The organism is Pseudomonas arabinosi (assembly GCF_047758675.1).
In the GTDB taxonomy this organism is placed as follows: domain Bacteria; phylum Pseudomonadota; class Gammaproteobacteria; order Pseudomonadales; family Pseudomonadaceae; genus Aquipseudomonas; species Aquipseudomonas arabinosi.
On the sequence record NZ_CP180480.1, the window covers coordinates 5,462,341 to 5,477,207 of the forward strand.

The following is a 14,867-nucleotide window of genomic DNA, read 5'->3' on the forward strand; positions in this document are numbered from 1 at the left end:
TCGGTGGAGCCTTGGCAGAAGCCAAACCCCAGACAGCAAAAAGCCCGCATTAAGCGGGCTTTCTGTGGTGACCTGGCGTTCAGCGTTCCAGGTTACCGAATATGGCGCAGCGGACGGGACTCGAACCCGCGACCCCCGGCGTGACAGGCCGGTATTCTAACCGACTGAACTACCGCTGCGCGTAGCGTTGAAAGTAAGTGGTGGGTGATGACGGGATCGAACCGCCGACATTCTGCTTGTAAGGCAGACGCTCTCCCAGCTGAGCTAATCACCCTTTACCTTCGTTGCGGGGCGCATTGTGCCACAGATTTTCATAAAGTGTTGATTTAATTGAATAATTTTTCAAAAAAATCTGAAAACCCATAAAACGACGCGACCTGCAGGAACAACTTACAAACGTTGGACAGAAAAAAACCCGCGTTAAGCGGGCTTTTCCGTGGTGACCTGGCGTTCAGCGTTCCAGGTTACCGAATATGGCGCAGCGGACGGGACTCGAACCCGCGACCCCCGGCGTGACAGGCCGGTATTCTAACCGACTGAACTACCGCTGCGCGTAACACTGGAAGCGAATGGTGGGTGATGACGGGATCGAACCGCCGACATTCTGCTTGTAAGGCAGACGCTCTCCCAGCTGAGCTAATCACCCTTCACTTTCGGTGTGGCGCGCATTCTACGGAGCGACCACATCTCTGGCAAGCACTTTTTACATTAATTTTTTCAGGCCTTCCAAAGGCTTAGAGAAGGGTTGGCCTATGGCGCCGCGAAGAGAATAATGCCCCCCTTTGTATAAAGGAGAGACTCGCCCCATGTGGTTCAAAAACCTGCTTATCTATCGCCTGACCCAAGATCTGCCTTTTGATGCCGAGGCGTTGGAAACTGCACTGGCCACCAAACTGGCGCGTTCATGTGCAAGCCAGGAGTTGACCACCTACGGTTTCGTCGCACCATTCGGCAAGGGCGAAGATGCTCCGCTGGTGCACATCAGCGGCGACTTCCTGCTGATCGCCGCGCGTAAAGAAGAACGCATTCTGCCGGGCAGCGTCGTGCGCGACGCCGTGAAGGAAAAGGTCGAAGAGATCGAAGCCGAACAAATGCGCAAGGTCTACAAAAAGGAACGCGATCAGATCAAGGATGAAATCATCCAGGCCTTCCTGCCGCGCGCCTTTATCCGTCGTTCGTCGACTTTCGCTGCTCTCGCGCCGAAACAGGGCCTGATCCTGGTCAACTCGGCCAGCCCGAAACGCGCCGAAGACCTGTTGTCCACCCTGCGTGAAGTCATCGGCACGCTGCCGGTACGTCCGCTGACCGTGAAGATGTCCCCTACCGCGACCATGACTGAATGGGTCACCACCCAGAAAGCCGCGGACGATTTCTTCGTGCTGGACGAGTGCGAGCTGCGTGATACCCACGAAGACGGCGGCATCGTGCGTTGCAAGCGCCAGGACCTGACCAGCGAAGAAATCCAGCTGCACCTGAGCACCGGCAAAGTGGTCACCCAGCTGTCGCTGGCCTGGCAAGACAAGCTGTCTTTCGTTCTTGACGACAAGATGGTGGTCAAGCGTCTGAAGTTCGAAGACCTGCTGCAAGACCAGGCGGAACAGGACGGTGGCGAAGAAGCCCTCGGCCAACTGGATGCCAGCTTCACCCTGATGATGCTGACCTTCGGCGACTTCCTGCCGGCGCTGGTTGAAGCCTTGGGCGGCGAAGAGACTCCGCAAGGCATCTAAATACCTGTGCTATCTACTGTGGGAGCGGGCTTGCTCGCGAATAGGGACTGACATTCAACACTGATGTTGACTGACACTCCGCTTTCGCGAGCAAGCCCGCTCCCACATTGGTTTTGTGGCGTTAATTAATAACAAGGATCAGGCCATGCGCGCATTGGCTGCATTGAGTCGTTTTGTCGGCAACACCTTCGCTTACTGGGTATTGATTTTCGCTGTCGTGGCGTTCCTGCAACCGACCTGGTTCATCGGCCTGAAAGGCGCGATCGTGCCGCTGTTGGGCCTGGTGATGTTCGGCATGGGCCTGACCCTCAAACTTGAAGACTTCGCCGAAGTCGCTCGCCATCCATGGCGCGTGGCCCTGGGCGTGGTTGCGCATTTCGTGATCATGCCCGGTGTGGCGTGGTTGCTTTGCCAGGCTTTCCACTTGCCGCCGGAGATCGCTGTCGGCGTCATCCTGGTCGGCTGCTGCCCTAGCGGTACCTCGTCGAACGTGATGACCTGGCTGGCCCGCGGCGATCTGGCGCTGTCGGTGGCCATCGCCGCTGTCACCACCCTCCTCGCCCCGCTTTTGACCCCGGCTCTGATCTGGCTGCTGGCCTCAGCCTGGTTGCCGGTGTCCTTCATGGAACTGTTCTGGTCGATCCTGCAAGTGGTGCTGTTGCCGATCGTGCTTGGCGTGGTTGCCCAGCGTCTGCTGGGTGATCGGGTTCGCCACGCGGTGGAGGTGCTGCCGCTGATCTCGGTGGTGAGCATCGTCATTATCGTCACCGCCGTGGTGGCCGCCAGCCAGGCGAAGATTGCCGAATCCGGCCTGCTGATCATGGCCGTGGTGATGCTGCACAACAGCTTCGGCTATCTGTTGGGTTACTTCACCGGGAGGCTGTTCAAGTTGCCACTGGCCCAGCGTAAATCCCTGGCGCTGGAAGTCGGCATGCAGAACTCCGGGTTGGGTGCAGCGCTGGCCAGTGCGCACTTCTCGCCGCTGGCGGCGGTGCCGAGTGCGTTGTTCAGCGTCTGGCACAACATCTCCGGTGCGCTGCTCTCGACCTATTTCCGCCGGATGAGCGAGAAAGAAGATCGGGAAACTGCGGCGCAGCAGGCTATCGACTGATCCGCAAACTTGATCCCCGGGTTAATGATGGGCACTCTATTGCACAACGCGAGGACGACCTCGCGGCTCGATCGAGTCATTAATCTGGGGACGACCCCGTCAATCGATGGAGGTCTCTCATGTCCTGGATCATTCTGTTTTTCGCCGGCCTGTTCGAAGTTGGCTGGGCCGTCGGCCTGAAATACACCGATGGCTTCAGCCGCCCTCTCCCCACCGCGTTGACTGTTGCCGCCATGGCCATCAGCCTCGGCTTACTGGGCCTTGCCATGAAGGAATTGCCGCTGGGCACGGCCTACGCGATCTGGACGGGCGTCGGTGCAGTCGGGACGGTCATTGCCGGGATCATTCTGTTCGGCGAATCCATGGCGCTGTTCAGGCTCGCCAGTGTGGCGCTGATCATTTCCGGGCTGGTCGGACTGAAGATCAGCGCCTGACTGATTGCTGCCATTACGAAAAAGCCCGCCCCCCTTTCGATACAGACAGGGGGAGCGGGCTTTTTCAATGGCGTGTATTAAACGATCAGCTCTCGGCCATCGCCATGCGTGCTCGCGCGACAGGAGCCTTTTCCGCACGCTCAAGCTGCATACAACGCTCCAGGAACAGGAACATGTAGTCGTAGCTCTTGCAGACGGCCTGACGCAATTCCACTTGCAGGGATTTGCTTGGGTTCACGCCCGCCAGTGTGCAGATGATTTCCAGCGCTTCCCACGGATGGGCATCATCGTACTGGGCATGCATCTTCAACCACTTCATGGCCCGCTTGCGATCTTCCTCCGGGAACGATGCCCCGTAGACGCCACTGGAACATACCAGCGCGGACCACTCCCCGGTCGCACCTTCAATGGCGTAGTTGGTGGCGGCAATGGCAACGATCAGCGAATCCGACGAACTGGTGTGCCAGCACCAGTGGCTCAAGGCGTGAAGTTCAGGCGCAACGTTTTGCGCGTGCAGATCTTCCAGGCTGACACCGTGAGCACGACTCCAGTGCACCCAATAATCGGCATGATTCAATTCGACGCGTATGTTACGCATCAGCCAGCGACGCGCCATGTCTTCACCTGGATGGCGGGCAAAGCGAGTCTTGCTCAGGTTCTGTGCCATATATAACGCGAACTGTTCGACTACCGGCCAGCCACCAACAAGGTACTGACGCATGGTCTTTGCACTGAGTTTGTTATCACGCAGACGCTGATACAGTTCGTGTTCGACAACCCGGCGTTTGCTCTCGCTACAATCCTGGATCAGGCGTTGAGCCCAGGCGGGATAACTTGCAGCTTCCATGAGTGGTCCGGTTCGGTTGAATGTGTCGATCACTGTCGAGCTCCTTTTGATTGTGATTATAAGGATCAGCAAGAGATTTCAACGGAATGTGCCAGGCGCCTTGAATAACAAAGACTGAGGCCTGGCTGGACGACTTTGTAAACTGTCGCAGGTAAACAAATGCGGGCGTTCAATAACATACCCTTGAGCGTAATCCACCCCGATCTCCAGCAATGCCTGCTCGATCTGTGGTGTTTCAACAAACTCGGCAATCGTACGCTTACCCATAACATGACCGATGTGATTGATGACTTCGACCATGGCGCGGTTAATCGGGTCGTCCAGCATATCCTTTACGAAACTCCCGTCGATCTTCAGGAAGTCTACAGGTAAATGTTTCAAGTATGCGAATGAGGACATTCCGGCGCAAAAGTCATCCAGTGAAAAGTGGCAACCTAAACCTTTGAGTTCATTAATAAATCTGATTGCACTTCCGAGATTGGAAATAGCACTGGTTTCAGTGATTTCAAAACAAATCATTTCAGGCGGTATGGAGTAAGTAACAAACTGTTCACGCAGGAAGTGCAGAAACGCCTCATCTCCGATAGTTGTGCCTGACAGATTAATCGCACACATGGCCAATGGTCCTTTGTGCTGTTCGGCGATGCATTGGGCAATGATCTTGAAAACGTTCTGTACAACCCAGCGGTCAAGGGACGTCATCAGACCATAACGCTCAGCAGCCGGAATAAAACTGTCGGGCAAAATCATGCGTCCGGCTTCGTCATGCAGGCGCAACAGAATTTCGATATGTCCACCGCCCTTCTCGATATGACCAAGTGGCGCGATTTCCTGGGCGTACAGACAGAAGCGGTCTTCTTCCAGCGCCATGTGCAGGCGCTGCACCCAAGCCATCTCGCCGAAGCGCAGGGACAGTTCCGAATCGTCGGCGTGATAGACCTGAACCCGATTGCGACCCTTTTCCTTGGCCATGTAGCAGGCCATGTCGGCAGCGCGCAGCGAAGCTTCGAGCGTGGTCGGATTCTGAGCGACGTGAACCAGCCCGATGCTCACAGTGGTTACGAATGGTCGGCCTTTCCAGACGAAGTGCAGGTTCTGCACGGTCTGACGCACGCCCTCGGCGATTTTTTCTGCGGCTTCCGGGGCGCAGTTCTCCAGCAGGATGCCAAACTCGTCGCCACCCAACCGGGCCAGGGTATCGCCTTCGCGCAAACCGGATTGCAACAGAGCGCAGATATGCCGCAGCAACTCGTCACCCGCCGCATGGCCGCAGGTATCGTTGACCAGTTTGAACTGATCCAGATCGAGGAACATCAGCGCATGGCGCCCCGATTGCCGTGTCAGGTTGTGCAGCGCCTGTTCCAGGCGATACTCGAATTCGCGGCGGTTGGCGAGCCCGGTCAAGGCGTCATGGCTCGCCTGCCAGGACAGATTGGCAATGTATTGCCGCTCCTGGGTCATGTCGTGCAATACCAGCACGGTACCGCTGACCTTGCCGGCGTTGCGGATCGGCGCACCGACCAGAGTGACCGAAACCGTGCTGCCATCCAGGCGCTGGATCAGTTTTGAGTGTTCGCTGCCACCGCTGAGCTGTCCGCTCAAAATGTGCTCGATGAGTGTGAAGCCATCGGCCTGAGCATTCTCGTCCAGCAGATTGAACAGCGCCGCCAGCGGCAAACCCGTCGCCTGCTCGGCCTTCCAGTGGGTCAGTGCCTCGGCAGCCGGATTCATATAGGCGATCGTGCCGTCGACATTCGTGGTGATTACGCCATCGCCAATCGATTGCAGGGTGATCTGCGCTCGGTCCTTCTCCAACTGCAGGGCCTCGGCGAACGCATTGCGGTGCTTGAGCAGTTTGTGGGTGCGCATCAAGGCCAGCGCAATCAAGCCCAGGGCCGTGGCGAGGTTGGTCACCAGCAGCACCCGCAGGATCATCCGCGAGCCTTCTCCCAAGGCATCGCTGAAGGCCTTCGCCGCCGGCGTCACACTTTCGTTGATGACGAATATCTGATCCTTCCAGCGCTTGATATCGGCATCAGTGGCCTGCCGGGTGGGGATGCGCTGATGCATCTCCCGCGCAATGGCATCGAGTTGCACCAGATACGCATCGCCCACCGCCCAGAGGTCGATGGCTTTTTTGTGGTAAGTGAAGTTCCGGAAATTCAGGTACAGCCAGATCACACTATTGATGTCATCCGGGTGGTTGCCGCCCTTGAGGATCGCCACGCGCGCGGCTTCGATATTCGGCGGTTGATGATCCAGCGCCACACGCAATTCGTGGCCACCCTGAGGCACGGCAATCGCGTTCTGGTATTTGTTGAATATCGTCTCGTCGCGGCTGTCGGCGTAGAGATTGAGGTAATAGATGGCGTCTTTTTGGCCTTTGGACCACAGGCTTTCACCGGCAACATAGCCGCGAACCGCCGACAGAACATACAGGCTGACACCGCCCAGCAAGGCTTGGAACAACACGACGGCAATAAATGGCCAGACGATGCCCAACAACCGTGGCGTTCCGAGAGTCCGTGCTTGATTCATGAGGTCCCTTGTTTTAGCACTGCCAGATCAGCATCCACCGTGATCGCTACAGCTAGACTAGGGTGCGTTCCCGGTTCCGGCAAGCAGAGGAGCGGCCTCAATGCCGTACACATGCGCGTCATATAGATATATACCGCCGATACCGGTTTCGAGATCTATTTACTAGGCACTTCGGGCTCCCCCTATCCGTTTCGGGAACCCTTTCAAAGGAGTGCGACATGACAGAGATGTCTTTACCTTCACCTGATCAGCCCACCCAGTTACCGGCGGATGAAGAGTTTCGCGCCAGACAGGCTCTGCGACTCGACGACGGCCCGGATATCGAAATCTTGGGCCTGCGCCCCACTGCCCGGGATCGAAGAGGATTCAAGGCTATTCAGCGCGCGACCCCCGACCTCGCGCAACACATGACCCTCGACACTTACAAGTCAAAACGCATCAATGTTCAAATCATCGACATCGTGAAGGCCTTCCTGAACGGCAAGCGTTCGTTAATCGGTCATCTCGGCGCCTCTGTACTGGCTTCCGCCTCCATGGATCAGCTGCGCGCGACGCCCTCTGTATTCCTCCTGCGAATGCTGAATACGGTCGAAGCAAAAGAGCTGGGGGACAGGCTGCTCAGGACGCTCAAGTGGTATGGCGCAGGCCCTGGCGAACAAACTTCGGCGTCCGTGCGCCATCAACTGGTTTGCAAAGCCATATGCCTTCACTTGCACGCCCCGTCAGCCGATGAGCCGCAGGAACTCGCCGGCTTCCGCTGGCAAGACCCGGCTCACTGGGGCAAAAGCTACCAGACCCTGCGCAGCGATTTTGAACAGCACTTGCTGCGCACCAAACGGGTCACTGATGCAAAAGAGGCGTCCTTTCTGACGCGGGTGTTCGAGACCCGCCTGTCAAAGGACTTCGCCGTGCGCGATATCCCGCCCGACCTTCCTTACAAAAGCTCGGTGGTGTGGGTGAACTTCATGCACGGCGTGCTGCTGGCAGATGACCTCGGCCTTGATCGATTGCAACCGCTGTCCTTTCAACAACTCGTCGACCTGCCCCTGACCCGGAGCGCCGACGCCTCGTCCGAACAACTTGAGCAGATTGCGCGACTGAGGATGGGTCCAGCACTGGAATGGGCGGTCTGCAGTGGCATCGTTCAATCGCGGACGGAATCCGATTACGACGAGGACGATATGACGCGGGCGATCGCAGCTCTGGAAAGCCACAGCGAGAGCCTGAACAACGCCGTCATGACACTCGATTTGCCGCCCCCTGAAAGACTGAAGATGGCCAAACAGGTAAAGGATGATCTGTTTGGCGATGCAATGTACGAATCGGACGGGCGCAAGTTGCTGCGTGATGAGTTACCGAGCAGCTTAGGGTTCGTAGAAATGCCCTCATTGGAGCTACCGGGCAAAACATTCACATTCCTCGATGTCTATGCCGATGGCCAATTCGATAACGCAAGCAAATGGTTTGTAACCCAATCCGATGGGAAAACACGAACCAGTCACTGGATCAACATCGACGACAAGCGAACCCTGCATCATGAGGAGTTTCGCAAGGATCATAGGGGGATCGAAAGGCGAATATTTACTAGCAGATACAGGGGCAAGACGCTGCCTGATATCAACGCGCAGTTTGAAACAGACTTCACAAACTACCTCTCGAAAATCAGGACGGCCTATCAGACCCTGATCGCCAGCCTACTGACTTCGCTGCCACTGGCCGACCGCCATGCCCTTGAACGGGGTGACGTCCGCTTGCTGAGCCTGCACTTGGGAAAAACACTCATCCAATCAAGGGGAGACATCCGGCCAAGAAAAGGTTTCGTTCTACAGGTGACCCACAATCATGAAATCACCTATTACGAACTGATCCCGAGTGCTGGCGTCATTCGTTGCCGACCCCACTTGAGGTTTTCAACAGTCGAAGGGGTTCGCACCACGTTTCCCTTGCACGCCTCAATCCCCGGACAAACCTATACGGCTGAAATCAGCACTTCTCTGCTTCTCGATTGGTCAGCGCACTTAAATGGCAAGCAGCCTGCTGACAGGGCGTACTGCATAGCGATCCTCGGCGTGGTAGGTGACGTGCCCGCCGCTGTATCGCCAAGCGCAGCCGTTAGCCATAGCGAAGGAACAGCGCAGGTATCCCCCCGTTTGAATGCAGTGGCCCACTACATTGCAACGAATTTTCTGTACGTAGACGAACGGCAGTTGCATACCCAAGCCCGCGGCATGACGGCATTCGACACCATCAGGGCTAGAAACAAACAACGATGGAATACGTTCGTAGAATTGGCCAAAGGGTTTGTGCCTTTCTGGGGCAGTATTGAGGACCTTTTGTCGGGCAAAACTGACCGGATACTCACAGGCGTGATCGGACTCGTATTGGACCTGGCTTCATTCCTCACCCCTGTCGGGAAATTCATGTCGGGTTCGGTGCGGTTGATCAGGGCCGGGACCACAGCCTCGCGCATGACCGTCAAAGCAAGCCTGCCCTCCTTTTCAACGTTGACCCGAAAACTCCTGACCGCTTCGCTGAGCAACCTCAATCCGGTGGACGGGGTACCGACACTACTCAAGTCAATAGGAAGCGGTGCATGGAAAGGACTGCACACGGCGCGCCGCATTGGTGTCAGCGGGCTCAAGAAACTGGCAGGGCACGCCGACAGCTACCGACTGGTGGACAACCTGCCCCAGACAATCGATCCGGGGCGCTGGAAGCCGCTGACAAACAATGATCGACTGGCAACGATCAACGGCGTCGATGATGTACTTGTGCGCAATACCAGCCCGTCGGACCTGAACCGATTCTACCCCGTCGATCCGGTGACGTCCTTGCCCTACGGCCCCCGCCTGCACAATCACAGCGACAACCTCTTACAGGGCCGGTCAACCTTCAAAACGTTATCTCCTACCGAATCCCACGTCCTGGTAGAACTCCCGGAAAACGCCCATATCCGTGAAGTACTTGAGGTCGATGGTCGAACCACACTGTTTGTTGATGACATTCCCTATCGTCTGGACGGCAACCAACTACGCCGCGCCGACTTGATTGATGATCAGGCGATGTTCCGATCCTTGCCTTGCCGGGCACGACGTAACCCGGGTGACGATGTATGCACGACCACATTCGTCACCCGTGATCCGGCACCGACGCCGGCCATTGGCAGTTTCGACGAAAGCAAAGGCTGGGCGCCGTGGTTCGGAGACAGTATCTATACGCCGGCCACTAAGGATCGGGCGATGTTGCTTAAAACCCTGAAGAAAAAAAGCCGGCTCCCGGCCACGATGGAGTTCCAAAAAGGGGTTTATGGGAGGATCAAGGTGAGTATTCCCTACGGGAACCAGAATCAATTTGATACCTTTCAGGCCGGTGCCACCCTCTTCCCGGCGATAGACGATTCGAAGCGCTATGTGTTCACCCGGCTGGATAGCGGAGCTTTTTACGTCGCCGAACTGGCGCAAGGTCAAAGCATAAGAGACACGCTGAATTTCAAGAAAGCTTCCACATTGCCGGAAGATCTCAAAGCAGAATTGTTGACTGTCTACACCGGATCGTTGAATGCCAACAATATGGCAAGGATTCACGGTACGGAAGCGGTGGAACATGCGTTAAAAACAATGGAAGAAATTGCCATTCCAATCGGCGGCCACGTGAACCCGCCCGATACGCTCAAGCTGCTCAAGGTCGATACCAATCCAGGCGAAGCGGTGCTGTTCGATCACTCGACCCGAATGATTGTCACCCAGCTGCCGAAGGGTGCGACAAGCTGGTCGCGCAGCAAGGTCGCATCAGAAGCCTTCCGTCAAAGAACAGTGGAAATTTTCGATACATTGTTCCTTGAGCCGATCATCGTGCTGAACAATGCCGACAGCGCACTGAGGATCGACAGCACGATGAAAAAGCTTCACAACCTTATCCCTCGTCACCAGCGCTCCTTCAATGCTAGAAACATCGCTTATGCCGAAGTAGTCACCACCACCGGGAAGCGGGAGGTTTATGTCAGTGTTTCGGGAGCGCAGGGGGCGACCGGACATCTGCCTTTGTTCAGAAATAATCGTGGCGCAGATCAGGTCAAGGTAGGCGAAACGACCTACTTCAATGTTGATATGAACGAAGTATTTCCCAGCACATCACTCCATGTATCTGATGAAGGCAAATTACTCGCTGTGCCGGCGACAATAAAAGATATTGAAAGCTATAGCCCGACACTGACTCGCAAGCCCACGTCACTGGACAGCGAAAGCAAGTTGATCCGCGTAATTCGCGAAAAATACCCCGATCCCAAATCGATCGAAACGGTTAATGTCGCCACCACCATGCCACCCTGCGAATCCTGCTCGGTTGTTATCAAGGAATTCGGTTTCGACGGCGGTGAAAATGCGCTGAACGTCCTGTGGCACTGATCTAATGTTGCTGCAAATGCCCATACAGCTTGGCGTACAAACCACCATCAGCAATCAATTGCTGATGGTCGCCATCCTCGGCAATCTGCCCGCCATCAAACACCAGCACGCGGTCGGCCTGTTTCACTGCCGATAACCGGTGCGCAATGATCAGCGTGGTGCGGTTGCTCAAGAACCGCGCCAGCGCCTGGTGCAGGTTGTATTCGGTGGCGGCATCCAGTGCCGAGGTGGCCTCGTCGAGGATCACCACCTTGGGATCGGCCAGCACCATCCGTGCAATCGCCAAACGTTGACGCTGTCCCCCGGACAAGCGCACGCCGGAACGTCCGACGATGCTGTCCAGACCATTGGGCAATTCACGCACCGTGTGGTGCAACTGAGCAATCTCCAACGCCTGCCAGCAGGCTTCGTCGCTGCGTTCGCGACCCATCGTCAGGTTGGCGCGGACGGTGTCGTTGAACAGCGCCGGGTGTTGCAGGACCACGGCGACATTTTCGCGCACGGTTTCCAGGCCGATCTCTTGCTGGGTCGAGCCGCCGAAACGGATCGTCCCGGCGAGCGGCGTGTACAAGCCCAGCAGCAACTGCACCAGGGTACTTTTGCCGCCACCGCTGGCGCCTACAATCGCGACCTTTTCGCCGGGGGCGATCGACAGGTTCATCTGGTTCAACACCAGCTCGTCGCCGTAACCGAAACTCAATCCCTGGACTTCGATGCCCACGGTTTCGCGACCGTTGAACGGGTCGACACCGCCCGGGTATTCAGGCTCATCAGCCCGGGCCAGCAACTCGTTGATCCGCGACAGCGCGCCGCCGGCTGCGTAATAGGCGTACTGCAGATTCAGCAGCTGTTCCACCGGACCGATCATGAACCACAGGTAGCTGAACACCGCGAGCATCTGGCCGATGGACAGGTCGGAAAACAGCACGGTGAGCATCGCCGCCGCACGGAAAATATCGATGCCGAACTGGAACAGCAAGCCGCTGGCACGGTTCGAGGCATCGGTTTTCCACTGCGAGTTCACCGCGTAATCGCGCACTTCCCGGGCGCGCTGACCCAGGCGCCCAAGGAAAAAGCCCTGACGGTTACCGGCACGCACTTCCTGAATGGAGTCGAGGGTTTCGGTCAGCGCCTGGGTAAAGCGCGAGGTGCTGTCGTTCTCGAGTTTCTTCAGGTGCTTGACCCGTTTGCCCAACTGTACCGTGGCATAGATCACCAACGGGTTGAACAGCAGGATCAGCAACGCCAGCTTCCAGTGCATCCACATCAGGATGGAGGCGGTGCCGACCAGGGTCAGCATGGCCACAAGGAAACGACTGAGGGTTTCGCCAACGAATTTGTCCAGCGTGTCCAGGTCGGTCACCAGGTGGGTGGTGACTGTGCCGCTGCCCAGGCTTTCGTATTCACCCAGCGAAATGCGCTTGAGCCGTTCGATCAGCCGCACACGTATGCGGTACACGATGTCCTTTGCCAGCGCCGCAAACAACCGCGCCTGCACCACGTTGAACAGCAATGCAGCGCACCGCAGTCCCAGCGTCACCAGCAGCATCAGACCGATGTAACCCGCAGCTTTCTGCCAGTTTTCGGGCAACGCGTGGTTCATGATCTTCAGCGCGGCGTCGCCGTGTCCCAGCAGCACTTCGTCCACCAGCAACGGCAGGAGCAAGGGAATTGGCACGCTACACAGGGTTGCCAATACCGCCACGCCGTTGGCAATCCACAGGGATTTTTTGTGATGCAGCGCCAGGCGACGGATTTCCGCCCAGCTCAGACGGTCGACACGCGAAGCAGGTGGCTCGTCGTCGGGCTGATCATGCACAGGCAGCGCGCTCCAGCCAGCGGCCGAGCAACGGAGACAATACGCTGAGGGGCTGATAGCCATTGGTCAACAGCGCCAATTGACCATTACGCTCAGCCAGTAAGGTAGGGAAACCGGCAATCCCCAGGTCCTGGACCCAGGTGAAATCGGCCGCCGTCGCGGCATGCTGATCGGCACGGTCGAACGCGGCGGCGAACTCGATACGCGGCAGACCGGCTTGCTCCGCCAGCTCCACCAGAACATTGGCATGCGTGACGTCGCGACCTTCGGTGTAAAACGCGTGCTGAATCAGCCCGAGCAGTTTCCACGCGCAATCCGGCGCCAGGCTGCGTGCAGTCACCAGCGCCCGACAGGCAGGTTCGGTGTCGTAGACAAACCCGTCGGGCAACGCGCCTTCCAGCTTGAACGGTTGGCCAGTCGCCTCGTTGACCGCCTGCCAATGCTCAAGGATGTAGCGCCGAGTGGTCGGCTCCAGCGCGGAGCCGCTGCCGGTACGCAAACCGCCCACCACCAGGTGCACGTCCACACCCGCTGCTTGCGCCTGCTCGACCAGCGCGTTGGCCACCGGCGCGAAGCCCCAGCACCAGGAACACATCGGGTCCATCACATAGAGCAGGCGTTGCGCAGACATGGTTCAAGCCTCGGAAGGAGTTTGCTTGTAGTTGTAACCGATCGGGTGAGGCAGGTTGCGAGCCTTGGCCAGTTCGATCTGCTTTTGCCGGTCGATGGCACTGCGACGGGTCTTCTCGCTCAGCTTATCCCAGCAATGCGGGCAACTGATGCCGGCCACGTAGTGCTCGGATGTGCGGTCGGAGGCGCTGATCGGTGTACGACAGGCATGACATTGATCGTAGTCGCCTTCGCTGAGGTCGTGACGCACGGTCACGCGGTTATCGAACACGAAGCAGTCGCCCTGCCATTTGGTTTCTTCCTGCGGCACCTCTTCGAGGTACTTCAGAATGCCGCCCTTGAGGTGATAGACCTCGTCGAAGCCCTGGCTGAGCATGTAGCTCGACGCCTTTTCACAACGAATGCCGCCGGTGCAGAACATCGCGACTTTCTTGTGCACGGCCGGGTCGAAGTTGGCTTTGATGTAGTCGGGGAATTCGCGAAAACTGGTGGTCTTGGGGTCGATGGCGCCTTCGAAGGTGCCGATCGAGACTTCGTAGTCGTTGCGGGTGTCGATCAACAGCACTTCCGGATCGCTGATCAGCGCGTTCCAGTTCTCTGGATCGACGTAGGTGCCGACCTTTTTGTTCGGGTCCACGCCCTCAACGCCGAGGGTGACGATTTCTTTCTTGAGTTTGACTTTGGTGCGATAGAACGGCTGGTCGTCGCAGTACGACTCTTTGTGGTCGATGTCGTCCATGCGCGGGTCGTTCTTGAGCCAGGCCATCAGCCCGTCAATGCCTTCGCGGCTGCCGGACACGGTGCCGTTGATGCCTTCTTCGGCGATCAGCAGGGTGCCTTTGATGCCGTTGTCGACCATCGCTTGCAGCAGTGGCTCGCGCAGGGCGACGTAATCTTCCAGAGTGACGAACTTATACAGTGCCGCCACGACAATCTGTTGTGTCATGGGTGATTCTCCAGGTGGCTACCCTCGTAAGGGGTGAACCGGATGCGAAAAAAAACGCGCCGGGTGAGCGGCGCGTTGCGGATTCTAGCAAAAAACCGATGCTTAATGCTTGCTGCCGCCAGCACAGGTCGGCGAGGCCGGAGCCGCGTCGATCTGTGCCCATTCCTCTGGCGTGTAGGTATGCAGCGCCAACGCATGGAACTCGCCCATCAGCTCGCCGAGCGTGCCGTAGACTTTCTGGTGACGCTTGACGCGGTTGAGCCCTTCGAACTGCTGGCTGACCACCACGGCCTTGAAGTGGGTCTGCAACCCACGGCTGTGCATGTGGCTTTCATCCAGCACTTGCAGATGCTGCGGCTGCAACAGGCCCAGCGTCGATTCGATGCGTTGTTGCATGGTCATACCGAACTCC

The 14,867-nt window shown here is 57.4% G+C and carries 10 protein-coding genes and 4 tRNA genes; 4 read left to right on the forward strand and 10 right to left on the reverse strand.

The genetic code is table 11. From position 1 onward, the window contains the following. Positions 1–102: 102 nt before the first annotated feature. The 4 genes from ACMXYJ_RS25360 to ACMXYJ_RS25375 form a co-directional block, all read right to left on the reverse strand. Positions 103–179 (reverse strand) — tRNA-Asp (locus ACMXYJ_RS25360). Between the two features lie 19 nt (positions 180–198). Then, positions 199–274: transfer RNA gene (locus tag ACMXYJ_RS25365), tRNA-Val, on the reverse strand. A gap of 200 nt (positions 275–474) precedes the next feature. Continuing rightward, positions 475–551: transfer RNA gene (locus ACMXYJ_RS25370), tRNA-Asp, on the reverse strand. A gap of 19 nt (positions 552–570) precedes the next feature. Then, a tRNA-Val gene (locus ACMXYJ_RS25375) sits at positions 571–646 on the reverse strand. Positions 647–806: 160 nt separating this feature from the next. Here ACMXYJ_RS25375 and rdgC point away from each other — a divergent pair. The 3 genes from rdgC (at position 807) to sugE (ending at position 3,272) form a co-directional block, all read left to right on the forward strand. Then, positions 807–1,727: a recombination-associated protein RdgC gene (gene rdgC / locus ACMXYJ_RS25380; RefSeq protein ID WP_415757402.1), complete on the forward strand. Its 921-nt coding sequence runs from the start codon at positions 807–809 to the stop codon at positions 1,725–1,727. Positions 1,728–1,872: 145 nt separating this feature from the next. Continuing rightward, positions 1,873–2,838: a bile acid:sodium symporter family protein gene (locus ACMXYJ_RS25385; RefSeq protein WP_056742477.1), complete on the forward strand. Its 966-nt coding sequence runs from the start codon at positions 1,873–1,875 to the stop codon at positions 2,836–2,838. Positions 2,839–2,957: 119 nt separating this feature from the next. After that, complete coding sequence (gene sugE, locus ACMXYJ_RS25390) at positions 2,958–3,272, forward strand: quaternary ammonium compound efflux SMR transporter SugE (RefSeq protein ID WP_008151200.1); 315 nt, start codon at positions 2,958–2,960, stop codon at positions 3,270–3,272. Positions 3,273–3,357: 85 nt separating this feature from the next. Here sugE and ACMXYJ_RS25395 read toward each other — a convergent pair whose 3' ends face one another. Together ACMXYJ_RS25395 and ACMXYJ_RS25400 are read right to left on the reverse strand one after the other, a co-directional pair. Beyond that, positions 3,358–4,119 (reverse strand): TenA family transcriptional regulator, encoded by a 762-nt coding sequence (locus tag ACMXYJ_RS25395; protein WP_415757403.1) that lies wholly within the window; start codon positions 4,117–4,119, stop codon positions 3,358–3,360. A 78-nt stretch (positions 4,120–4,197) separates the two neighbouring features. Then, on the reverse strand, positions 4,198–6,657 hold the full coding sequence (locus ACMXYJ_RS25400) for an EAL domain-containing protein (RefSeq protein WP_415757404.1): 2,460 nt from the start codon (positions 6,655–6,657) through the stop codon (positions 4,198–4,200). Between the two features lie 218 nt (positions 6,658–6,875). On the opposite strand from ACMXYJ_RS25400, the gene ACMXYJ_RS25405 reads away from it, so the two are divergent. Further along, positions 6,876–11,060, forward strand: a complete 4,185-nt coding sequence (locus ACMXYJ_RS25405) for a hypothetical protein (RefSeq protein WP_415757405.1) — start codon at positions 6,876–6,878, stop codon at positions 11,058–11,060. Between the two features lies 1 nt (position 11,061). Here the strand turns inward: ACMXYJ_RS25405 and ACMXYJ_RS25410 are convergent, their stop codons facing one another. The 4 genes from ACMXYJ_RS25410 to ACMXYJ_RS25425 all read right to left on the reverse strand — a co-directional run bounded on the left by ACMXYJ_RS25410 (position 11,062) and on the right by ACMXYJ_RS25425 (position 14,857). Next, the gene (locus ACMXYJ_RS25410; RefSeq protein ID WP_415757406.1) at positions 11,062–12,879 is read right to left on the reverse strand and encodes an ABC transporter ATP-binding protein; all 1,818 of its coding nucleotides are present in this window, start codon (positions 12,877–12,879) and stop codon (positions 11,062–11,064) included. After that, entirely contained in the window at positions 12,872–13,474 is a 603-nt protein-coding gene (locus ACMXYJ_RS25415; protein WP_415760805.1) for a DsbA family protein, read from the reverse strand. Before ACMXYJ_RS25415 ends, ACMXYJ_RS25410 begins: the two co-directional genes overlap by 8 nt. A gap of 39 nt (positions 13,475–13,513) precedes the next feature. After that, on the reverse strand, positions 13,514–14,455 hold the full coding sequence (locus ACMXYJ_RS25420; protein ID WP_218537702.1) for a rhodanese-related sulfurtransferase: 942 nt from the start codon (positions 14,453–14,455) through the stop codon (positions 13,514–13,516). Positions 14,456–14,557: 102 nt separating this feature from the next. Further along, positions 14,558–14,857 carry a BolA family protein gene (locus tag ACMXYJ_RS25425; protein ID WP_008151216.1) on the reverse strand — a complete coding sequence of 100 codons (300 nt, stop codon included), beginning with the start codon at positions 14,855–14,857 and terminating at the stop codon, positions 14,558–14,560. Between the last annotated feature and the right edge of the window lie 10 nt (positions 14,858–14,867).